This window comes from Dactylosporangium sp. CS-047395 (assembly GCF_050942185.1).
GTDB lineage: Bacteria > Actinomycetota > Actinomycetes > Mycobacteriales > Micromonosporaceae > Dactylosporangium.
In genome coordinates this window covers 8287249-8306949 of the sequence record NZ_CP192015.1, presented here as the reverse complement: position 1 = coordinate 8306949, position 19701 = coordinate 8287249, and the positions used below count along the sequence as shown (strand labels likewise).

Here is a 19701-nt window from a genome sequence, read left to right as displayed (position 1 = left end):
GATTCACGCGCTAAATGCCGGCCTAACCGGTTTCATTTCTGGAACTTCGCTACAAACTGCGGCTGAGGGTGGTGTTGGGTTTGTAAGTTTGCTACAAACTGGAGCCAACGAGCACCACGCACCACGGAGGAACACGGTGAACGAAGCGCTGCGCGGCCCCGAGCTGGTCGTCACCCCACAGGGGCTGACGAACCGCACGGGCCGGTACGAGAAGAGGCTGGCCGACCTCGACGGCCTCTTCGCCGACAGCGGGGCGTTCGCCGCGCGCCTGGCCCACGAGGCCGACCGGGTCATCTACCACGTCGACGAGTTCCGCCCGTCGGACGCGGCCGGCGACCTCATCACCGGCATCTCCACGCTCTCGCCCGGCAAGGTCGGCGAGGAGTTCCACATGACCCGCGGGCACATCCACGCCCAGCACGACCGGGCCGAGATCTACCACTGCCTGAGCGGGCACGGGCTCATGCTGATGGAGACGCTCGACGGGCAGACCGTCGTCACCGAGCTGCGCCCGGGCGTCATCGCCTACGTGCCGCCGGTGCACATCCACCGCAGTGTGAACGTCGGCGACACCGACCTGGTGACCGTCTTCTGCTACCCGGCCGACGCCGGGCAGGACTACGGCATCATCGCCCGCGCCGGCGGCATGCGGCACCGCGCCGTCGAGGCGGCCGGGGCCGAGCTCTGGCGCCTGAAGGAGAACCCGAACTATGTCGCCCGCTGAACCGCTCACCGGCCGCGCCCTGGCCCGCATGGTCGACATCAGCGCCGTGCAGGCCCAGCACGGCCGCGCCGACGTCGAAACCCTGGCCCGCCTCGCCCTGGAGGGCGACTTCGTGGCCGCCCACGTGCTGCCCTCGTGGCTGCCCGTCCTGCGCGACCTCGTCGCGGGTTCGGCCACCAACGCGGGCTCCCCGGTCGGGTTCCCGTCCGGCGGCTCGGCCACCCCGGTCAAGGTCGCCGAGGCCGAGTGGCTGCTGGCCAACGGGTGCAGGAGATGGACGTCGTGATGAACATCGGGCTGGTCCGCTCGGGCGAGCTCGCGGCCGCGTCGCGGGACGTCGGGGCGGTGCTGGCGGCGGTCGGCGGTGCGGTACCGGTGAAGGTGATTCTGGAAGTCGGCCTGCTCGACGAGGACCAGCTCCGCAGCGCGGCCCAGGCGGCGATCGACGCCGGCGCCACCTCGCTCAAGACCGGCACCGGCTGGCAGGGCGTGCCCACCACCCCGCGCCACGTCGAGCTCATCCGCGCCGTCGCCGGACCCGGCCCGGAGATCAAAGCCTCGGGCGGGGTCCGCTCGCTGGAGCAGATCCGCGCGCTGCTCGCGGCCGGCGCCACCCGATTCGGCATCAACACCGCCGTCGCCGTCCGGCTCGTCGCCGAGGCCGGTGCCTGATGCCCGCCGTGCTCACCCCCGCCACGCTCGTCCCGGCGGCCGCGCCGACCATGTACTTCGTCGGCGTCACCACCGGCTCCTCCGCCATCCACCGGGTCTTCGCCGCCTGGCGCCCGCTGCTCGGCCTCACCGGCGTCGAGCTGACCGGCATCGACATCCCCGTCGGCGCGCCGGCCGCCGACTACCGCGCGGTCGTGGCCCACCTGCGCGACGACCCGCTCTCCCGCGGCGCCCTGGTCACCACCCACAAGCTCGACCTGTTCGCCGCCACCCAGGACCAGCTGCGCGACGTCAACGGCGACGCCGCGCGGCTGCACGAGGTCAGCGCCCTCGTCGCCGGAGACGGCGTCATCGACGGGCTGGCGCTGGACACCATCACCAGCGAGCTGTCGCTGCACGCGATCGTCCCCGTGCTCACGGGCCGCGACGTGCTGGTGATGGGCGCGGGCGGGGCCGCCCTCGCGTTGTGCGACTACTTCGCGCACCGCGCGGGCGGCAACGCTCCCGCCCGGGTCGTCGTCACCGACATCGCCGAGGAGCGGCTGGCCGCCATCACCAAGGCGACCGCGGCCGGCGCACCCGGCACCGAGTGGCAGACCCGGCTGCTCCGCCGCGGCGACACCCACGACGCGCTGCTGGCCGGGCTGGCCCCGGGCGCGCTCGTGGTCAACGCGACCGGCATGGGCAAGGACCGGCCCGGCTCGCCGCTGACCGACGCCGCCGCCTTCCCGCACGGCGGGGCGGTGTGGGAGTTCAACTACCGGGGTGAGCTGGACTTCCTGCGCCAGGCCCGGGCCCGCGCGGCCGCCGACGAGCTCGTCGTCGAGGACGGCTGGCGGTACTTCGTGCACGGCTGGACCCGCGCCATCGACGCCGTGTTCAGTCTGGGGCTGCCCACCGCCGGCCCCGGCTTCGACCGGCTCTACGACGCGGCGCAGGCCGTCCGATGACGCTGCTGGCGCGCTGGCTCGGCCAGGCGGGGTTCCTGTTCACGGCCGGGAAGGCGCACCTGGCGGTCGACCCGTACCTGTCGGACTCCCTGGCCGAGAAGTACGCCGGCCGGCTCTTCCCGCACACCCGGATGCGCCCCGCCCCGCTCGGCCCGCTCGACCTGCCGCCGCTCGTGGCCGTCCTGTGCACGCACGCCCACACCGACCACATGGACCCGGGCACCCTCACCCCGCTGATGGCCGCGCAGCCCATGGCCCGGCTGGTCTGCCCGCGCCCGGCCGCCGGCGAGGCCCTGCGCCGCAGCGGCGCCGCCGAGTCCCGGCTCGACCCGCTGCGGGCCGGTGAGCGCACCGGATACGGCCCGTTCATGGTCACCGCGGTGCCCTCCGCGCACGAGGAGCGCACCGTCGACGAGCACGGCGACGACCGCTTCCTCGGCTACGTGATCGACGCCGGCGGCACCCGCGTCTACCACTCGGGTGACTGCGCGCCCTGGGACGGGCTGGCCGCCTGGCTGTCCCGGATGGCGATCGACGTGGCGCTGCTGCCGGTGAACGGGCGCGACGCGTACCGGCGGGACAACGGGGTACCCGGCAACTTCACCTTCGACGAGGCGGTGCGACTGTGCGCCGCCGCCGGGATCGGCACCCTCGTCCCACATCATTGGGGCATGTTCGCCTTCAACACCGCCGATCCGGCGGATTTCGACCTCGGCCTGGCCGGGGCCCTCGGCGTCACGGTCACGGTGCCCCAGCACGGCGCCACGGCGGTCCTGCGGGGCCGGCGATGAACGGACCCGTGCTGGAACGCATCAACCAGCACCTCGAGCAGCTGCGCCGCTCCGAGCGCAAGGTGGCCGAGGCGGTCCTGGCCAACCCGCGCGGGGTGGTCCAGATGACCCTCGCCGAGCTGGCCGAGGCGGCCGACGTCAGCCAGCCCACCATCGTGCGCTTCGCCAACGCGATCGGCTGCGACGGCTTCCACGACTTCCGCATCCAGCTCGCGCAGAGCGTGGCGCTCGGGGTGCCGGCGACCCAGTCGGTCATCGAGGCCCAGGACGACACCGCGACGACGGTCGGGAAGATCTTCGACTTCTCCATCACGTCCCTCGACCACGTGCGCCGCCACCTCGACCTGGAGGCGCTCGGCCGGGCCGTGGACACCCTCGCCGCCTGCTCGCACATCGTGTTCATCGGACTCGGCGCGTCCGGCATCGTGGCCATGGACGCCGAGCAGAAGTTCCCGCTCTTCGGCGTCCCGTGCTCCGCCCCGATCGACACCCACCAGCAGTTCCTGGCCGCCTCCACCAGCCGGCCCGGCACCGCGTTCGTGGCCATCTCCAACACCGGCCGCACCGTGTCCATCCTGGACACCGTGCGCGTCGCCCGGGAGCGCGGGGCCACCGTCATCGGCATCACCGGCGGCCCGTCGCCGCTGGCCGAGCTGTCGCACATCGCCCTGGTCGTCGAGTCGCTGGACAACACCGACGTCTACACGCCGACGATCTCCCGGCTGGCCCAGCTCGTCGTGGTCGACACCCTCGCCACCATGGTGCTGCTGCGCCGCGAGGACTCCGCCCTGGAGGACATCCGCACCATGAAGACGCGGCTGTCCCGGATGCGATCGGGGATGCCGCGCTCATGACCGACGCCGTCCTCGCCTTCGACCTCGGCACCGGCGGCTGCAAGGCCGCCCTCGTCGACGCGTCCGCGCGGGTGCTCGCCACCGCGTTCGTGGCCTACCCGACCACCTACCCGGCGCCCGGCCGGCACGAGCAGCGCCCGGCGGACTGGTGGGCCGCGCTCGCCGCCGCCACCCGCGCGCTGCCGCTGTCCGGGCACGCCGTCCGCGCCGTCTCCCTGTCCGGGCACAGCCTGGCCATGGTCCCGGTCGACGCCGGCGGGGCCCTGCTGCTCGACGCCGTCCCGATCTGGTCCGACGTGCGCGGGAGCGCCGCCGCCCAGGCGTACTTCGCGGATCTCCCGGAGGACGACTGGTATTCCAGCACCGGCAACGGCTTCCCGGCCGGCATGTACACCGTGTTCAAAGCGGCCTGGCTGCGCACCGGAACGCCGCTCGGCGGCCGCGTCGCGCACATCCTCGGCAGCAAGGACTGGATCAACTACCGGCTCACCGGCGTGCGGGCCACCGACCCCAGCTACGCCAGCGGCTCCGGCGCCTACGACCTGCGCACCCGCACCCTGCGCCCCGACGTGTTCGCGGCGCTGGGCGTGCCGGCCGGATGGTGGCCCGAGGTCGTCGCGTCGAGCGCGGTCATCGGATCCGTCAGCGCCGAAGCCTCGCTCGCGACCGGGATCCCTTCCGGTGTACCCGTAGTGGCCGGCGGCGTCGACAACTCGTGCATGGCCCTGGGGGCCGGACTGGATCGCCCCGGCGCCGCGTACCTGTCGCTCGGCTCGTCCAACTGGGTCACCGTCGCCGGGACCGAACCCGTCCTCGACGCCGTCGACCGGCCCTTCGTCTTCGACCACGTGCTGCCCGGCCTCTACGTCTCCGCGCTGTCGACGTTCGGCGGCGGCAGCAGCCTCACCTGGCTGGCCGGCCTGCTCGGGCGGGACGGCGACCTGGGCGCGCTGCTGGCCGAGGCGGCCGCGGTCGCGCCGGGCGCCGACGGGCTGACGTGCGTGCCGACCCTGGCCGGCGGCACCGTCGCCGAGGGCGGCCCCGCCGTGCGCGGCGCGTTCCTCGGGCTCGGCCTCGCCCACACGCCCGGCCACCTCGCCCGCGCCGTGGTGGAGGGGATCGGCTTCAGCCTCGCCGGCGCCGCCGCGGTCATGCTGGCCGGCGCCCCGCCCGGCACCCCGATCACCGCCGTCGGCGGCGGGGCCCGCGGCGACCTCATGCTCCAGGTCCTCGCCGACCTGCTCGCCCGGCCCGTCACCCGCCCCGCCGCCGCCCAGCACTGCGCGGCCCTCGGCGCGGCCGCCCTGGGCTGGCTCGGCATCGGCACCTGGAAGTCCACCGAGCCCCTGCACACCGCCGGCGCCGGGCCCCAGCCCTCGCACACCGGCGGCGCCGGGTCCGAGCCTCCGCACACCGGCGGCGCCGGGTCCGAGCTGGTCGTGCCCGGCTCCGCCGACTACGCCCTGCCCCTGGCCCGCTTCCGTGCCGCGCGAGCGGCCGTGCGGGCGCAATCCGAAGTCACATAACGCACCTGGAGTTCCACCGTGCCCCTCGCCGATCCACGCCCCATCCTCGCCGCCGCCCGCACCCGCGGGTCCGGCGTCGGCGCCTTCAACACCACCCTGCTCGAGCACGCCGAGGCGCTCGTGGCCGGAGCCGAGGCGGCCGGCGCGCCGCTCATCATGCAGATCAGCGAGAACGCGGTCCGCTACCACGGCTCCCTGCGCCCCCTCGCCGCCGCCGCCCGCGCCCTCGCCGAGGCGGCCACCGTCCCGGTCGTGCTGCACCTGGACCACGCCGAGGACGTCGAGCTGGTGCGCGAGGCGGTCGGCCTCGGGTTCACCTCCGTCATGTACGACGGGTCCACACTGGACGATCAGCGCAACCGCGCCGTCACCCGCGAGGTGGTCGCGTTCTGCCACGCCGCCGGGGTCGCGGTCGAGGCCGAGCTGGGCGAGGTCGGCGGCAAGGACGGCGTGCACGCCCCCGGCGCCCGCACCGACCCGGCCGACGCCGCGCGGTTCGTGGCCGACACCGGCGTGGACTCGCTGGCCGTCGCCGTCGGCACCTCGCACGCCATGGCCACCCGCGACGCCGTCGTCGACCTGGACCTCATCGCCGCGCTCGCCGCCGCGGTGCCGGTACCGCTGGTCCTGCACGGCTCCTCCGGCGTCGACGACGACACCCTGGCCCGCGCGGTGACCGCCGGCATGACCAAGGTCAACATCGCCACCCACCTGAACCGGTGCTTCACCGACGTCGTGCGCGCCCGCCTCGAGTCCGACCCGAAGGTGATGGACGCCCGCAAATACGTGGCACCCGCCCGCGACGCCATGGCCGCCGAGGTCACCCGCCTCATCCACGTCCTCTCCGGGGCGTTGGTGTGAGGAGTATCGGTATGAGGATTCTGGTCACTCCGCGCAGCATGTCCGCGGCCGGCTCGCCCGCGCTGGACCGGCTGAGCGCCGCCGGCTACGAGATCGTCACCCCGGCCCCGGGCCGCCAGCCCACCACGGACGAGCTGCTGGCCGCGGTGCCCGGCGTGGTCGGCTGGGTGGCCGGCGTCGAGCCGATCGGCGCCGACGTCCTGGCCCGCGCCGACGCCCTGCGCGTGATCAGCCGCAACGGCGCCGGCAGCGACGCCATCGACGCCCGCGCCGCGGCCGCGCAGGGCATCCGGGTCATCACCGCCCGCGGCGCCAACGCCCAGGGCGTGGCTGAGCTGGCCCTGGCCCTGACCCTGATGGGCCTGCGCGGCCTACCGGCGGCCTCCGACGCGCTGCGCTCGGGCACCTGGCAGCGCAACACGGGCCGCGAGGCCGCGGGCCGCTCGCTCGGCATCGTCGGCTACGGCGCGATCGGCCGGCGCCTGGCCGGGCTGGCCCGCGGGCTGGGCATGACGGTGACCGCGCACGACCCGTTCGTCGACGTGGCCGACGTACCGCTGCTGCCGCTGGACGAGCTGCTCAGTACCAGCGAAGTCGTTTCTCTGCACGTGCCCCCGTCCCCGGACGGCCCGTTGCTGGGCGCGGCCGAGCTGGCCCGGCTCCGCGACGACGTGGTGCTGCTGAACACGGCCCGCTCGACCCTGGTCGACGAGACCGCGCTGCTGGCCGAACTGCGGGCCGGGCGGATCGCCTTCTACTCGGTGGACGCCTTCGACCGCGAGCCGCCGGAGCCCTCCGAGCTGCTGCGCGAGCCCCGCGTGCTGCCGACCCCGCACCTGGGCGCGGCGACGGCCGAGAGCTCGCGGCGGGCCGCGGACGCCGCCGTGGACAACCTCCTGGCGGCGCTGGCCGCCTGAGTCAGCCGGCCGCGACCCAGTGCACCTCGCGCAGCGGCGCCAGGTGCTTGCGGTAGTAGGCGAGTCCGAAGTAGGCGGCCGAGCACGTCGCGGCCGGCCACAGCACGAGCATCGCGAGGGACCAGCCGAGGCCGACGTCGTCGGCGCGCCACAGCACCGCGATCACCGGCGCGACGACGGCGATCGTGGTGAGCCAGGAGAACGCCAGGGTGCGCCCCACCTCGGACAGCCGCAGCCGGCCCCGACCGGCCACGCTGTACTGGGTCGAGGCGCGCCCGGGGACGTTGGTCGTGGCGCCCTCGCGGACGTAGTACCGGCCCAGTGGGATGACCGGCAGATTGCACAGCATGAACCAACGGGTCGCGAAGCAGTAGCCATCGGCATCGGTGCGGGTGAAGCCCTTCAGCCCGAACCCGATGCCGTTGACGCTGCGCAGGCTGCCCGTTCCCTTGGGGGAGATCGGCCGCACGTCGTCGGGCATGCCGCGAAGCGTAGCGATGCCCGGCGATGCGGGCGCCGATCTGCCCGGTACCGGACAGGCGGCGCTATGCTCGGCGCGTGATCAGCTTCCGCAGCGCGGTCGAGGCGCGCGACGCCGAGGCGATGGCCGCGTGCCTGGCCGACGACGTGGTGTTCCGCAGCCCCGTGGCGTTCCGGCCGTACGAGGGCCGGGCCATGGTCGCCGCCATCCTGCGCGGCGTGCTGCGGGTGTTCGAGGACTTCCGCTACGTCCGCGAGCTCAGCGGCGACGGCGGCCGCGACCACGCGCTCGTCTTCGCCACCCGGATCGGCGACGTGGCCGTCGAGGGCTGCGACTTCCTGCACCTGGACGAGCACGGCCGGATCGACGAGCTGACCGTCATGGTCCGCCCGTCGTCGGCCGTGCAGGCCCTGGGCGAGGCGATGGCGGCCCAGTTCGACCGGATCAAACTCGAGGCCGCGCAGGGCTAAGGCCTGTTTGGTAACTGAGGCAGGACTGCGGCGGGCCCAGATTCCGCCTGCGCACACATCGCGAAGGCCCGGTTACAACACCGGTAGCCTGGCCTCCGCGCTGCGCACGCAGACGAAATCTGGACTCCGCCGCAGCACCTACCCCAGTTACCAAACAGGCCTTAGGCGGTCTCCTCCGCGAGCGTGGCGAGCCGGTCGAGGGAGGCCCGCAGCTTGTCGGCCGTGGTCTCCTGGGCCTTGGGGATGCGCCGCTCGTCGGTGAGCTGCGTCCAGTCGTACGTGTGCGTGGCGCGGGTCCGGCCGTCGTCGAGGGGTTCGAGCTCCCACCGCCACAGGTGCCCCGGCTGCGGCTGCCCCGGCTCGCTGGGCCGCCACGCGATGCGGCGCCCCTCGGTGAACTCGACGACATGGTTCTCGCGGACGGCCCCGCTGGTGATCGACATGCGGAAGACGTCGCCCACGGCGCGCACGCGCTGCCCGGCCGCGGCCTCCCGCAGGTTGGCGTTGCCGTCCCAGCGGGGCTGCTGGGCGGGGTCGGCGATGAGCTCGAACAGCACGGCGGCCGGCGCGGCGATGTCACGGGTGGCGGTGACGACTCGGGTCATCCGCCCATCTAACCCTGCGGCGGATGTCGAGGACGGGCGGGCGGCTCCGACCGTTGGGCAAGGAGAGAGACGGAGAGGGTGATCGGGATGGGCAACGTCGTCGTGGACATGGCCGCGTCGCTGGACGGCTACGTGACCGGGCTCAACCAGCGGCTCGAGGCGCCGTTCGGGGACGGGGCGGTGGAGAAGGACCTGCACAGCTGGATGTTCGACACCGCTGAGGAGAACACCGCCGAGCTGGCGGCGATCACCGACGCCGGGGCGTTCGTCATGGGGCGCAACATGTTCAGCCCCGGGCGGGGCGCGTGGGACCTGGACTGGCGGGGGTGGTGGGGGCCGAATCCGCCGTACCACGGCCCGGTTTTCGTGCTGACCCACCACGAGCGCGCGGCGCTGGAGATGGAGGGCGGCACCACGTTCCACTTCGTCACCGCGGGGTTGGCGGAGGCGATGCGGCTGGCCCGGGCGGCGGCCGGCGAGCGGAACATCAGCGTGTGCGGGGGAGCCCAGACCGTGAACCAGTGCCTGGCCGCCGGGTACATCGACGAGCTGCGGCTGCACGTCGCGCCGGTGCTGCTCGGGCGGGGCGGGCGGCTGTTCGAGGGGATCGGGCGGATCGGGCTCGTGCAGGCGGGGGTACGGCAGGCGACGCGGGTCACGCACCTGCGGTATCTCATGCAGCGCGACTGACCCGCTACGCTCTGGGACCGATGGAGTTCAGCATCCTCGGCCCGGTCGCCGTGACCGCGAACGGCGCGCAGCTGCCGATCGGCGGCCTGCGCGACCGGCTCGTGCTGGCCGGGCTGCTGATGCGGGCCGGGCGGCCGGTCGGGGCCGACGAGCTCATCGACCTCGTGTGGGACGACCCGCCCGGCACGGCGCGGCAGCAGCTTCGCACGGTCGTGCACCGATTACGAACCGTCATCAACGGGGTGGACGGCCCGGCGGCGTTGCGCACCGTGCCGGCCGGGTACCAGCTGGACGTACCGGCGGAAAGCCTCGACGCCGTGCGCTTCACGGCCAAGGTGGGCGACGCGCGGCGGCTGGTGGCCGACGGGGCGCTGGCGGAGGCGGTCGAGGCGTTCCAGCAGGCCCTCGGTCTGTGGCGCGGTCCCGCCTTCGCCGGGCTGCCCGGCACCGTGATCGCCGGGCACGCGGCCGGACTGGAGGAGCAGCGGCTCGCCGCCGTCGAGGAGTGCGCCGACGCCGAGCTGCGGCTGGGCGAGCACCGGCCGCTCATCCCGCGGCTGCAGCAGCTCACCGCCGAGCACCCGGTCCGCGAGCGGCTGGCGGCGCTGCTCATGACCGCCCTGGTGCGGGACGGGCGGCGGTCCGAGGCGGTCGACGTGTACCAGGCGCTGGCCCGCCGGCTCCGCGAGGACCTCGGCATCGATCCGGGGGAGCAGGTCCGGGCCGCCTACCTGACCGCCATCGCCGAGCCGGTCGCGGCCGCCGACACGCCGCGCTTCCTGCCGCGGGCGCCGCAGCGGCTGGTCGGGCGGGCCGGCGAGCTGGAGCGGCTGCTGGCCCTCGACGCGCCGGTCGTCGCGGTCATCGACGGGATGGCCGGGGTGGGCAAGTCGGCCCTCGCGCTGACCGCGGCCCACGCGGCGGGGGAGCGGTTCCCGGACGCCCGGCTCTTCATCAACCTGCGCGGGCACAGCGAGCAGCCGCCGCTCACCGCCCACGAGGCGCTCGGCACGCTGCTGCGCCAGCTGGATCCCGATCCGCGCGGAGTGCCCGATCAGCAGGCCGACCGGGTCGCCCAGTGGCGGGCCCGGCTGCGCGACCGGCGTGCCGTCGTGGTGCTGGACAACGCCGCCGACAGCGCGCAGATCGAGCCGCTGCTGCCGGCCGGCGGTGAGGTGCTGGTGCTGGTCACCAGCCGGGCCCGGCTCAGCCCGGAGGGCGGGGCGGTCTCCGTGTCGCTGGAGCCGCTCGCCCCGGACGCCGCCGTCGAGCTGCTGCGCCAGGCCGCCGACGACCGGGTCACCGCCGACCCGCGGGCCGCGGCGGGAATCGTCGCGCTGTGCGGGCGGCTGCCGCTGGCGATCCATCTTGTCGGGCACCGGTTGCGGCACCGGCCACAGTGGACGCCCGGCATGATGCAGGCCCAACTGGCCGCGGCCGCCCCGGCGCCGATCACGGTCAGCGTGGAGGGACGCACCACGGCGGCCGCGTTCGCGCTGTCCTACCGGCACCTGTCCGAGCCCCGGCAGCGGCTCTTCCGCCGCCTGGGCCTGCACCCGGCCGGGGCGTTCGCCGTGTGGGCCGCCGCCGCCCTGGCCGAGCTGCCCGCCGACGAGACCGAGGACCTGCTCGACGACCTCGTCGAGGCGAACCTGGTGCAGGCCGATCTTCCCGGGCAGTACCGGCTGCACGATCTGCTGCGGGTCTTCGCGGCGAGTTTGGTGACCGACGAGGAGCGCGAGCCCGCCACCGTGCGGATGCTCAACGCCTACCTCTCGGTGCTGACCGCCGCCGGCCGCCACCGCTACGTCCGCAAGTGGCAGCCGGGCGGGCCGGGCACCCCCGAGCCGGTCCAGCAGTTCGGCTCGGCGGCCGAGGCGGCGGCCTGGACCAACGCCAACTGGTCCACCATCACGGCGCTGGTCGCGGTGGCCGAGGCGGTCGGCGCCCACCGGCACACGGCCCTGATGGTGCGGATGGCGATCCGCCCGGCCAGCGTCGCCGGCCGCAACACCGAGGCGCTGCCCCTGGTCAGCCATGCCCTGGCGGCGGCCGACGCGCTCGGCGACGACGAGCTGGCGGCCGACACCCACAAGATGGCCGGCTCGCTGTTCCTCGCGGCCGGCCAGCCCGCCGACTGCCGGGCCAGCGTGGAGCGGGCCTTCGAGCTGTACACCCGGATCGGCGACGAACCGATGGCCGACAGCATGCGCGCCCACATGATCACGGTGCTGCGGCACGAGGGTCGGCTCCTGGAGGCGGTCCAGGTCACCGAGGAGGCGCTCGCGCGGGCCCAGGCGAGCGGCGACCGGCTCGCCGAGTCCGTGGCCCTGGTCGAGGGCGCGAACGTCTTCCACCAGCTGGGCCGGCACGCCGAGGCGAAGGCCATGCTCCTGGAGGCGGTGCGCGACCTGCGCAACCGCAACGGCGAGACGATGAGCATCGCGCTGGGCACCCTGGGCAGCGTGCTCGTCGCCCTGGGCGAGACGGCCGCGGCGGCCGGGTGCCTGCTCTGGTCGATCCGGCTCAAGCGGCAGTTCAACAACTTCGGCGGCGCGGCCGAGGCGCTCAGCGACTACGGCCGCATGCTCGCCGCCCACGGCGACCCGGCCGAGGCGCTGCGGGTCCAGCGGATCGCGTACCAGCAGGTCGCCGCCCTGGACTACGACTACTTCGAGCCGATCATCGACAACCATCTCGGCGCGACCCTCAGTCTCCTCGGCCGGTGTCCGGAGGCGGCCGAGCACCACCGTAAGGCGCTGCGGCAGGCCCGGGCCCGGCAGTGGCCCTTCGAGCAGGCCCGCGCCCTCGCCGGCCTGGCCGTCGCGCTGCGCGAGTCCGATCCCGCCGCCGCGGACCAGGCCCGCGCCGAGGCGACGGCCGCCTTCCGCGCGATCGGTGTGCAGTGATCCCGGGCCGGACCGGCCACCCCCGTTCGTGGCCGGTCTGACCTGCGGATCACATCAACCTCGTCCAGTCTCGCGGTCCCGCATATCGCCGCCGTACCACGGCGATACTCAGGCCGGTGCCGCCACGTCGAGCCGGTGGCCGAGCCGGTCCCGCTTGGTCTGCAGGTACCGGCTGTTCTCCGGCCGGTCGAACGTCGGCAGCAGCACCTCGCGCGCCACGGCGATGTCCCCGGCCCGCAGCTCGGCCGACTTGCGGGGGTTGTTGCTCAGCAGCGCGATGCTCGCCACGCCGAGGTCCCGCAGCACGTGCACCGCCTCCTCGTAGGAGCGGTCGTCGATGCCGTGGCCGAGGCGCAGGTTGGCGTCCACGGTGTCGGCGCCCTCGGCCTGCTGCAGGATGTAGGCCCGCACCTTCGACATGAGCCCGATGCCCCGGCCCTCCTGGCGCAGGTACACGATCACGCCCCGGCCGGCCGCCGAGATCTGCTCGAGCGCGTGGTGCAGCTGCTCGTAGCAGTCGCACGACAGCGAGCCGAAGATGTGTCCCGTCAGGCACTCGGACTGCACGCGCACGACGACATCGTCGGCGCCGACCACCTCGCCCATGACCAGAGCCATCGTCGGGGTCTCGGGGTGATCGAAGGGGTAGCAGCTGAACTGCCACTGCCCTTCGCGCGTGCGCAGACGGGCGGTCACCTTTTCCATGTCGACTCCCTTCCTGGTTGGCAGACGTGGTGCTCACGCCACCATAGGACCGCAGGGAGGCGGCTGTCAGCGGCCGGGCAGCAGGGCGGCGACCAGGTCGCGCAGCGGGGCGGCCAGGGCGTCGCGGTCGGCCGACTGCAGCGGCTCCATCGCGCCGACCGAGCGCAGCAGCACGATGCCGAGGGAGGCGGCGAGCACCATCTGCGCGCGCAGCAGGGTGCCGGGGTCGGCGGGGGAGTTGCCGGTGGCGGCGGCGAGGCGCTCGGCCGAGGTCCGCAGCACGCCCCGGCGGATCTCGTCGGCCCGTTCGTCGCCGGAGGAGCGCAGCAGGAGCAGGAGCTGGCTCGGCGGGCCCTCGGGACCGATCCGCGCGGCCTGGTCGGCGATCACCAGGTGCACCTCGGCCAGCGGGACCTCGCCCGTCTCGCGCCGCAGCTCGTCGACGGCCGCGGTGAGGCAGGCCTCGAACAGGCCCTCCTTGGACTCGAAGTACCGCCCGATCAGCGCCACGTTCACACCCGCCTCGTCGGCGATGTCCCGCAGCGTTGTGGCGCTGTAGCCGTCCCGCGCGAACCGCCGCCGCGCGGTCTGCAGCAGCAGCGCCCGCGTCTTGGCGCTGTCGCGGCGGCGGCCCGGCGGAGCGGTCATCCGATTACGGTACCCGCCGGTTCGTAGTTGGCCCGGCGTACCCGCAGCAGCCAGTCCTCGACCGCGCGCTCGTCGGGCCGGTCCGGCAGCGGCGATCGAAGGTCCGCGAAGTCGGCCTCGTAGCGGGCGAGGGTCCGCCGGGCGAGCTCGATGTCGCCGCCCGCCACGCTGTCGCCGAACGCCCGGAACGCGGCCGGGTCGTCCAGGCGGATCAGCAGCTCGCCGGTGCGGTACAGATGCAGCCCCTGCCAGCACAGCCGCAGCAGATGGCGGGCGTGCTTGGCCGTGCGGCGCGCGGTCTCGGAGGAGAACGTGCCGTCGCCGCGGCTCTCGAGCTTGCGGAACTGCTGGGTCGCGTAGCCGAGGTACGAGTCGCGGATCCGCTTGGCCGACAGGAAGGAGCCGCGGATGCCGATCAGCTCGTCGCCGAACGCGGTGCGCACCTCGTACAGCTCGGCGGGCAGCCACATCAGCTCCGACACCGTCGGGTTGCCGCCCAGCGCGAGCCGGCAGTACTTGCCGGCCTCGTGCCGGGTCACGTCCGGCGCGTAGCTGACCTGCGACTCGGCCGGCGTGTGCAGCCCGAGCAGCGCGACCGTCGGCGCGGCGAACAGGCCGAGCCGGTCGACGTCGGAGTCCGGGCCGGCCAGGCCGTAAGCGGTCGAGCCGACGATGCCCTGCAGCATGATGGTGTACTCCACGCTGCGATGGTGCCGTCCCCGCGCACCGCTGTCGCGTCAATTCCCGGAACGCAGCAGGGCCACGCACAGGCCCGTCAGGTGCTCGACCAGCGGTTCGGCCGGGTCCGTCATGTCGTGCCAGACCCAGTCGATGAGGACCTCGGAGACGCCGGCGATAAGGGCCAGGACCGTTCGCTGGTACCGCACGTGCTCCTCCCGCAGCCGCGGCGCCAACGGGGCCAGCAGTCGCCCGAACAGCTCCGCCTCCTCGCGCAGGACTCCCCGCCGCCGCAGCTCCATCCGCGGCGCGTTGATGTAGACGACCCGGGCCCGCTCGGGGTTGTCGGCGAGCAGGCGCACGAGCGCCGCGATCATCGGCCGGAGCGCCTCCTCGACGCCGGCCGGGTCGCGGGGCGCGGCCGCGGCGATCCCGTCGAGCAGCCACCCGTTGACCTCGCGGTGGATGGCGAGCGCGAGCGCCTCGCGGTCGGCGAAGTGGTCGTAGAAGTACCGTTTCGACACCCGGGCCAGGGCGCACACGTCCGCGACCGTCACGTCGTCGTAGTCCTTGGCCGCGAACAGCTGCACCGCCGCTCCGACCAGCCGTTCACGCCGGTCCGCGGCACGTTCCGCACGGGTCTGCCCCCCGTAGGTCTCGCCGCGCCCGGTCGGCCGCTCGGCCAACCGCCACCTCCCCGGTTCTCCCGCCGCCCTCGGAAATGTGGACACGGTACCCGAAGATCGCAGCCGGCAATCACCCGGACTTTCCGGAAGATAGCGGCAACGTTTCCATGGATCTTTCACAGTGGGCCGGTGCTCTCCCGGATCACCAGGGAGGTGGCCAGCTCGACCCGGGACGGCTCCACCGGCTGGCCCGCGGCGAGCTGCAGGACCATCTCGGCGGCGGCCCGGCCCATGCCCGCGAACGGCTGCCGGACGGTGGTCAGCGGCGGCCCGCACCAGCGCGCCACCTCGACGTCGTCGAACCCGACCACGCTCAGGTCGGCGGGCACCCGCAGGCCGGCCCGGCGCGCCGCCTCGTACACCCCGATGGCCTGCAGGTCGTTGCCGCAGAGGATCGCCGTCGGCCGGTCGGGCAGCGCGAGGAGCTGGGCCCCGAGCGACTCCCCGTCCTCGAACGCGAACGGCCCGCTGCGCACCAGGGCCGGGTCCAGCCCGACCCCGGCCGTCTCCAGCGCGGCCCGGGCCGCCTCCAGCCGGGCCCGCGAGCACATGAACTGCGGCGGCCCGGTGATCACCCCGATCCGCCGGTGGCCCAGGTCGAGCAGGTGCCGGGCCGCGGCGATCCCGCCCGACCAGTTCGTGGTGCCGACCGACGGGTTGTCGTGCACCGGCTCGCCCGTCGGGTCGACCACCACGAGCGGCACCCCGCTGGCCGTGAGCTGCTGGTAGTACTGCCCGCGGTACGCCGAGTGCACCGCGATCACCCCGGTCGGGCGGCGCGAGAGCAGCAGGTCGGCGGTCCGCCGCCCGGCCCGCGGCGCGCGCCCCTGCAGGTCGGTGAAGCCCACCGTCAGCCCGCGGTCGCGCACCACCTCCTCGACCCCGCGCAGGATCTCGACCGCGAGGTGGCTCTCCAGCCCCGAGAACGCGACCTCGACGATCGGCAGCGCGCTGGTCGCGTCGGTGCGCCGGTACCCGTGCTCGCGCAGCAGCGCCTCGACCCGCTCCCGGGTGTCGACCGCGATCCCGGACCGACCGTTCAGAACTTTCGAAACGGTCGGCGGCGACACCCCGGCCAGCCGCGCGATGGCCGCCACGGTCACCGCCCCGCGGGCCCGCCGCCCGCCCCTGCCCTGGGAGTTCGCCTCGGTCACGCCCGCATCATAGGCCGCCGATGTCTGCCCCAAGGGCCGGTCGAGGCACCCATTGACGAACGTCGGTGCCGATCGTACCGTGAGGCAACATTTCCGGTAACGCCCCCGATCGTTTCGAAACACCGGAGGCCCGCATGCCCGGCCACGTCGCCCTGACCTTCGACGACGGCCCCGACCCGGCCTCCACCGCGGCCCTCCTGGCCGCCCTGCACCGCGGCGGCGCACGGGCGACACTGTTCGCGATCGGCCGCAACGCGCGCACCTACCCGCGGCTGCTGCGCCAGGCCCGCAACGCCGGCATGTGGATCGGCAACCACAGCTGGTCCCACCCCGACCTGACCCGCCTGACCCCGGCCCGCACCCGCGCCGAGCTGCGCCGCACCCAGGCCGCCCTGCGCCGGGCGGGTGGCGCGCTGCCCCGGCTGTTCCGCCCGCCCTACGGCGCCACGGGCGCGACCGTGCGGGCCGCCGCCGCCCGGCTGGGCCTGACCGAGGTGCTGTGGGACGTCGACTCGCGCGACTGGGCCGGCGCGAGCACGGACGACATCGTGGCGGCCGCGTCCGGCCTGACCGACGGCCAGGTCATCCTGCTGCACGAGCGCTGCCCGGCCACCCTCGCGGCGGTCCCGCGCATCCTGGCCGACCTGCGCGCGCGGGACCTGCGACCGGGCCGGATCGATCCGGCGACGGGCCGCGCGACCGGCTGCTAGCCGGCCCTCAAGAACGCGGCGGGTGTGGTGCTGGGGCTCACCACACCCGCCGTCCCGTGCCGGGCCCACCCTCCAGCGACGCGCGGACGTGTTTGCGGGCGTCGTGGATGCGTGACTTGAGGGTGCCGGACGGGATGGCGAGGTGGACGGCGATCTCCTGGTACGACAGCTCGCACAGATCCCGCAGCACCAGCGGCGCCACCAGCTCCGGCCGGTGGCCCTCCAGCTGCTCCAGCGCGTCGAGCAGGTCGAGCCGCGAGCCCGCGATGACGCTGGTGGTGCGCGGGTCGGGCACGTCGAGCGGGAGGTGCGGCACCGCCTGCTCGCTCGCGCGGCGCTTCAGGGTGCGGTACGTCTGGCGGGCGCAATTCGCGGCCACGACGTACAACCACGTGGAGAACCGCGAGCGCCCGTCGAACGACGAGATCTTCAGCGCCACCTGGAGCAGCGCGTCCTGACAGGCCTCCTCGGCGTCCTGCGGGCAGGGCAGGATCCGCCGGCACTGGCGCATCACCTGTGGCTCGATCCGGGCCAGCAGCGCGTCGCGGGCGCCGCCGTCGCCGCCGGCCGCGCGCCGGGCGAGTTCCTCGACGTCAAGATCGTCCATGATCCCTGTGCCCCCGTCCCCGGCTCCGTGCCGGACGATAATACGAGCGTGCCAGTGCCTGACAAGATCGGTCGGTACCGCGTGCTGCGGCGCATCGGTTCGGGCGCCTTCGCCACGGTGTGGCTGGGAGCCGACGACGACCTCGACGCGTCCGTCGCCATCAAGGTGCTGGCGGACAACTGGACGTACCATGGCGATCTTCGTCAGCGCTTCGAGGAGGAGGCGCGGATCATGCGGCGGGTCGACTCGCCGCTGCTGGTCCGGGTCCTCGATGTGGGGGAGCTGCCGGACGGCCGCCCCTATCTCGTGATGCCGTTCATGACCGGCGGCACGCTCGCCGACCGCCTCGTGACCGGGCCGCTGCCGCTGCGCGAGGCGCTGCTGGTCGCGGCCGAGATCGCCGACGGCGTGGCCGAGCTGCACGCGGCCGGGGTCCTGCACCGCGACGTCAAACCGTCCAACGTGCTGTTCCAGCCGGCGCCCGGCCGCGACCGGGTGCTCGTGACCGACCTGGGCCTGGCCAAGGCGCTCGCCAACGCGTCCGGGTTCACGGTCGCGGCCGGCACGCCGGGCTATGCGGCCCCCGAGCAGCGCCGGCCCGGCGCCGGTCTCGACGTGCGATCCGATGTGTACGGCATCGGCGCAACCCTGCACCACATGCTCCTCGGCCGCCCGCCGGGGACCGGCGCCGGCCCCCGTTCGCGCCTCGCACTCCCGCCCGTGGTGGACGAGATCGTGCGGCGCGCGCTGCACCCCGACCCGCGGCGGCGCTGGCCGTCGGCGTCCGCGCTGTCCGGAGCCCTGCGGACGGCCGAGGCGGCGCTGAGCCACCGGCGGGGCGGTGTCCTTCGAAAGGTCCTTCGCAACGTCGTCCGGGTCGCCGCCGGCGTCGTCGCGCTCGCCGGGGCCCTCGCCCTGTCCGGCTCCGCGGTCGCCCTCCCGCCCCGGTCCGGCTGGGTGCGGGTGGGGGATGCGAACCGGGTGGTGTCGATCGCGGTACCGGCGGCCTGGGCTCTTCAGCTCCGCGACGCCGGCTGGAACCCGGCCGTGCTGCGACTCCCGGCCGGGCACGCGCCGGGACTGGTGGTCGCGCCCGACGTGCGGACCTGGTCCGAACCGGCGTCCCGGCTGCCCGGCGTGTTCGTCGGCGCCAGCGACGCCCTCGTCGCCGGCGGCCCGGCTCCCGCGCTGCCCGAGCACCCGGCGCCCTGCGTCCGCGAGCCCGACCGCACCGCGCGGGCCGCCGGGCTTCCGGCCGAGGTCCGGCGCTGGACCGCATGCCCGGGACCCGTCTCGTACAGCGAGGTGCTCGTCCCCGTCCCGCAGCGCGGCTACGGCGTGTACGTGCAGATCCGCCAGGTCGACGGCGCCGACCGGACCGACGACATCCTGGCCGGACTGCGGCTGGCGGCCTACTCGTAGCAGCCCTGATCGGTGCGTTGCAGGGTCACCCCGCTCACCTGGCCGCTCGTCGTCCAGATCCGGTACACGGCCGCGGGATTGCCGCGCGCCTTCCCGTAGCCGCGGCCGTCCCGGTCGTCCCCGTTGCCGTCGACGGGGTGCCATTCGGGATAGATCTTGAGCATGTCGTCGCGGGACATGCCGATGTGGACGCCCTCCGGGGTGTGCATGGTGGTGCCGTACGCATCGATGGCGACCACCCCGCGGTCGGACCGCCAGGTGACCGTCCCGGCATCGGTCGGGGCGCCCTTGAGATGCGTGGTCGTGCAGTCGCCGGCGTCCGGGGCGATGTCGGGTTTCAGCATGCCCGTGGCGTTCGCCTGGGTCCTGGTCATCCCGAGTCTGAGCGAGCCCAGGCCGGTCGGGCCGAGGGTGAGGGCCGTGGTCCCGCCGCTGGGGCTGCCGGGTGCCTTCGTGGACGCCGGCGCGCTCGGGCTGCCCGCCGCGCCGGCCGCCGGGCTGGCCGCGGCGCTGGTCGGTGCGGCGGCGGAGCCGGCGGGCGCGGCGTCCCCGGTCTGGTGCGCGGGCGAGGCGCAGGCGGCAAGCAGCAGTACGGATGCGATGACGGGCGTGGCGCGCATGGTCGACTCCCTCGTATTTGG

23 protein-coding genes are annotated in these 19701 nt (G+C 74.5%); 14 read left to right on the top strand and 9 right to left on the bottom strand.

All coding sequences use genetic code 11. The features are described 5' to 3' along the window. Positions 1-136: 136 nt before the first annotated feature. The 9 genes from ACQP00_RS39035 to ACQP00_RS38995 are packed head-to-tail and all read left to right on the top strand — an operon-like array spanning position 137 to position 7295. Positions 137-724, top strand: coding sequence for a glucose-6-phosphate isomerase family protein (locus tag ACQP00_RS39035; protein ID WP_433206149.1), 588 nt, complete (start codon positions 137-139; stop codon positions 722-724). Continuing rightward, the gene (locus ACQP00_RS39030; RefSeq protein ID WP_433206146.1) at positions 711-1010 is read left to right on the top strand and encodes a hypothetical protein; all 300 of its coding nucleotides are present in this window, start codon (positions 711-713) and stop codon (positions 1008-1010) included. The genes ACQP00_RS39035 and ACQP00_RS39030 overlap by 14 nt, the downstream gene beginning before the upstream one ends. Then, the gene (locus ACQP00_RS39025) at positions 998-1396 is read left to right on the top strand and encodes a hypothetical protein (RefSeq protein WP_433206143.1); all 399 of its coding nucleotides are present in this window, start codon (positions 998-1000) and stop codon (positions 1394-1396) included. The genes ACQP00_RS39030 and ACQP00_RS39025 overlap by 13 nt, the downstream gene beginning before the upstream one ends. After that, positions 1396-2346, top strand: coding sequence for a hypothetical protein (locus tag ACQP00_RS39020; RefSeq protein WP_433206140.1), 951 nt, complete (start codon positions 1396-1398; stop codon positions 2344-2346). Before ACQP00_RS39025 ends, ACQP00_RS39020 begins: the two co-directional genes overlap by 1 nt. Beyond that, on the top strand, positions 2343-3137 hold the full coding sequence (locus ACQP00_RS39015) for an MBL fold metallo-hydrolase (RefSeq protein ID WP_433206137.1): 795 nt from the start codon (positions 2343-2345) through the stop codon (positions 3135-3137). The genes ACQP00_RS39020 and ACQP00_RS39015 overlap by 4 nt, the downstream gene beginning before the upstream one ends. Continuing rightward, a complete protein-coding gene (locus ACQP00_RS39010) occupies positions 3134-3991 on the top strand; it encodes an SIS domain-containing protein (RefSeq protein ID WP_433206134.1) in 858 nt (285 codons plus the stop codon). The genes ACQP00_RS39015 and ACQP00_RS39010 overlap by 4 nt, the downstream gene beginning before the upstream one ends. Beyond that, on the top strand, positions 3988-5517 hold the full coding sequence (locus ACQP00_RS39005; RefSeq protein WP_433206131.1) for a xylulokinase: 1530 nt from the start codon (positions 3988-3990) through the stop codon (positions 5515-5517). The genes ACQP00_RS39010 and ACQP00_RS39005 overlap by 4 nt, the downstream gene beginning before the upstream one ends. 18 nt (positions 5518-5535) lie before the next feature. Continuing rightward, complete coding sequence (locus ACQP00_RS39000) at positions 5536-6378, top strand: class II fructose-bisphosphate aldolase (protein ID WP_433206128.1); 843 nt, start codon at positions 5536-5538, stop codon at positions 6376-6378. Positions 6379-6389: 11 nt separating this feature from the next. After that, complete coding sequence (locus ACQP00_RS38995) at positions 6390-7295, top strand: NAD(P)-dependent oxidoreductase (RefSeq protein ID WP_433206125.1); 906 nt, start codon at positions 6390-6392, stop codon at positions 7293-7295. A gap of 1 nt (position 7296) precedes the next feature. On the opposite strand, the gene ACQP00_RS38990 is transcribed toward ACQP00_RS38995, so the two are convergent. Then, entirely contained in the window at positions 7297-7776 is a 480-nt protein-coding gene (locus ACQP00_RS38990) for a hypothetical protein (RefSeq protein WP_433206122.1), read from the bottom strand. A gap of 77 nt (positions 7777-7853) precedes the next feature. On the opposite strand from ACQP00_RS38990, the gene ACQP00_RS38985 reads away from it, so the two are divergent. Next, positions 7854-8246 carry a nuclear transport factor 2 family protein gene (locus tag ACQP00_RS38985; RefSeq protein WP_433206119.1) on the top strand — a complete coding sequence of 131 codons (393 nt, stop codon included), beginning with the start codon at positions 7854-7856 and terminating at the stop codon, positions 8244-8246. Between the two features lie 161 nt (positions 8247-8407). On the opposite strand, the gene ACQP00_RS38980 is transcribed toward ACQP00_RS38985, so the two are convergent. Next, positions 8408-8851: an SRPBCC family protein gene (locus tag ACQP00_RS38980; RefSeq protein ID WP_433206116.1), complete on the bottom strand. Its 444-nt coding sequence runs from the start codon at positions 8849-8851 to the stop codon at positions 8408-8410. An 87-nt stretch (positions 8852-8938) separates the two neighbouring features. On the opposite strand from ACQP00_RS38980, the gene ACQP00_RS38975 reads away from it, so the two are divergent. Further along, positions 8939-9541, top strand: a complete 603-nt coding sequence (locus tag ACQP00_RS38975) for a dihydrofolate reductase family protein (RefSeq protein ID WP_433206113.1) — start codon at positions 8939-8941, stop codon at positions 9539-9541. A 20-nt stretch (positions 9542-9561) separates the two neighbouring features. Next, positions 9562-12450, top strand: a complete 2889-nt coding sequence (locus tag ACQP00_RS38970) for a BTAD domain-containing putative transcriptional regulator (protein WP_433206111.1) — start codon at positions 9562-9564, stop codon at positions 12448-12450. Between the two features lie 108 nt (positions 12451-12558). Here the strand turns inward: ACQP00_RS38970 and ACQP00_RS38965 are convergent, their stop codons facing one another. From ACQP00_RS38965 to ACQP00_RS38945, 5 genes are all read right to left on the bottom strand, one after another. Further along, positions 12559-13155 (bottom strand): GTP cyclohydrolase II, encoded by a 597-nt coding sequence (locus tag ACQP00_RS38965; protein ID WP_433206108.1) that lies wholly within the window; start codon positions 13153-13155, stop codon positions 12559-12561. A 66-nt stretch (positions 13156-13221) separates the two neighbouring features. Beyond that, the gene (locus ACQP00_RS38960; protein WP_433206105.1) at positions 13222-13803 is read right to left on the bottom strand and encodes a TetR family transcriptional regulator; all 582 of its coding nucleotides are present in this window, start codon (positions 13801-13803) and stop codon (positions 13222-13224) included. After that, positions 13800-14504 (bottom strand): nucleotidyltransferase domain-containing protein, encoded by a 705-nt coding sequence (locus ACQP00_RS38955; RefSeq protein WP_433206102.1) that lies wholly within the window; start codon positions 14502-14504, stop codon positions 13800-13802. The genes ACQP00_RS38960 and ACQP00_RS38955 overlap by 4 nt, the downstream gene beginning before the upstream one ends. A 36-nt stretch (positions 14505-14540) precedes the next feature. Continuing rightward, entirely contained in the window at positions 14541-15071 is a 531-nt protein-coding gene (locus tag ACQP00_RS38950) for a TetR/AcrR family transcriptional regulator (RefSeq protein WP_433206099.1), read from the bottom strand. 212 nt (positions 15072-15283) lie between these two features. Beyond that, a complete protein-coding gene (locus ACQP00_RS38945) occupies positions 15284-16321 on the bottom strand; it encodes a LacI family DNA-binding transcriptional regulator (RefSeq protein ID WP_433206096.1) in 1038 nt (345 codons plus the stop codon). 134 nt (positions 16322-16455) lie between these two features. On the opposite strand from ACQP00_RS38945, the gene ACQP00_RS38940 reads away from it, so the two are divergent. Beyond that, a complete protein-coding gene (locus tag ACQP00_RS38940; protein WP_433206093.1) occupies positions 16456-17031 on the top strand; it encodes a polysaccharide deacetylase family protein in 576 nt (191 codons plus the stop codon). A gap of 37 nt (positions 17032-17068) precedes the next feature. Here ACQP00_RS38940 and ACQP00_RS38935 read toward each other — a convergent pair whose 3' ends face one another. Beyond that, positions 17069-17638, bottom strand: a complete 570-nt coding sequence (locus ACQP00_RS38935) for an RNA polymerase sigma factor (RefSeq protein ID WP_433206090.1) — start codon at positions 17636-17638, stop codon at positions 17069-17071. 48 nt (positions 17639-17686) lie between these two features. Here ACQP00_RS38935 and ACQP00_RS38930 point away from each other — a divergent pair, with 48 nt between their 5' ends. Then, positions 17687-19060, top strand: coding sequence for a protein kinase domain-containing protein (locus tag ACQP00_RS38930; protein WP_433206087.1), 1374 nt, complete (start codon positions 17687-17689; stop codon positions 19058-19060). Here the strand turns inward: ACQP00_RS38930 and ACQP00_RS38925 are convergent. After that, positions 19051-19680: a hypothetical protein gene (locus ACQP00_RS38925; protein WP_433206084.1), complete on the bottom strand. Its 630-nt coding sequence runs from the start codon at positions 19678-19680 to the stop codon at positions 19051-19053. The genes ACQP00_RS38930 and ACQP00_RS38925 overlap by 10 nt on opposite strands. Between the last annotated feature and the right edge of the window lie 21 nt (positions 19681-19701).

What these genes read in the sequence shown, in the direction of transcription:
- ACQP00_RS38925 (WP_433206084.1), bottom strand. Translation starts at nt 19,680, where the DNA reads ATGCGCGCCACGCCCGTCATCGCATCCGTACTGCTGCTTGCCGCCTGC.
- ACQP00_RS38960 (WP_433206105.1), bottom strand. Translation starts at nt 13,803, where the DNA reads ATGACCGCTCCGCCGGGCCGCCGCCGCGACAGCGCCAAGACGCGGGCG.
- ACQP00_RS38975 (WP_433206113.1), top strand. Translation starts at nt 8,939, where the DNA reads ATGGGCAACGTCGTCGTGGACATGGCCGCGTCGCTGGACGGCTACGTG.
- ACQP00_RS39020 (WP_433206140.1), top strand. Translation starts at nt 1,396, where the DNA reads ATGCCCGCCGTGCTCACCCCCGCCACGCTCGTCCCGGCGGCCGCGCCG.
- ACQP00_RS38995 (WP_433206125.1), top strand. Translation starts at nt 6,390, where the DNA reads ATGAGGATTCTGGTCACTCCGCGCAGCATGTCCGCGGCCGGCTCGCCC.
- ACQP00_RS38935 (WP_433206090.1), bottom strand. Translation starts at nt 17,638, where the DNA reads ATGGACGATCTTGACGTCGAGGAACTCGCCCGGCGCGCGGCCGGCGGC.
- ACQP00_RS38970 (WP_433206111.1), top strand. Translation starts at nt 9,562, where the DNA reads ATGGAGTTCAGCATCCTCGGCCCGGTCGCCGTGACCGCGAACGGCGCG.
- ACQP00_RS38940 (WP_433206093.1), top strand. Translation starts at nt 16,456, where the DNA reads ATGCCCGGCCACGTCGCCCTGACCTTCGACGACGGCCCCGACCCGGCC.
- ACQP00_RS39030 (WP_433206146.1), top strand. Translation starts at nt 711, where the DNA reads ATGTCGCCCGCTGAACCGCTCACCGGCCGCGCCCTGGCCCGCATGGTC.
- ACQP00_RS39015 (WP_433206137.1), top strand. Translation starts at nt 2,343, where the DNA reads ATGACGCTGCTGGCGCGCTGGCTCGGCCAGGCGGGGTTCCTGTTCACG.
- ACQP00_RS38990 (WP_433206122.1), bottom strand. Translation starts at nt 7,776, where the DNA reads ATGCCCGACGACGTGCGGCCGATCTCCCCCAAGGGAACGGGCAGCCTG.
- ACQP00_RS39005 (WP_433206131.1), top strand. Translation starts at nt 3,988, where the DNA reads ATGACCGACGCCGTCCTCGCCTTCGACCTCGGCACCGGCGGCTGCAAG.
- ACQP00_RS38965 (WP_433206108.1), bottom strand. Translation starts at nt 13,155, where the DNA reads ATGGAAAAGGTGACCGCCCGTCTGCGCACGCGCGAAGGGCAGTGGCAG.
- ACQP00_RS39010 (WP_433206134.1), top strand. Translation starts at nt 3,134, where the DNA reads ATGAACGGACCCGTGCTGGAACGCATCAACCAGCACCTCGAGCAGCTG.
- ACQP00_RS38980 (WP_433206116.1), bottom strand. Translation starts at nt 8,851, where the DNA reads ATGACCCGAGTCGTCACCGCCACCCGTGACATCGCCGCGCCGGCCGCC.
- ACQP00_RS39025 (WP_433206143.1), top strand. Translation starts at nt 998, where the DNA reads ATGGACGTCGTGATGAACATCGGGCTGGTCCGCTCGGGCGAGCTCGCG.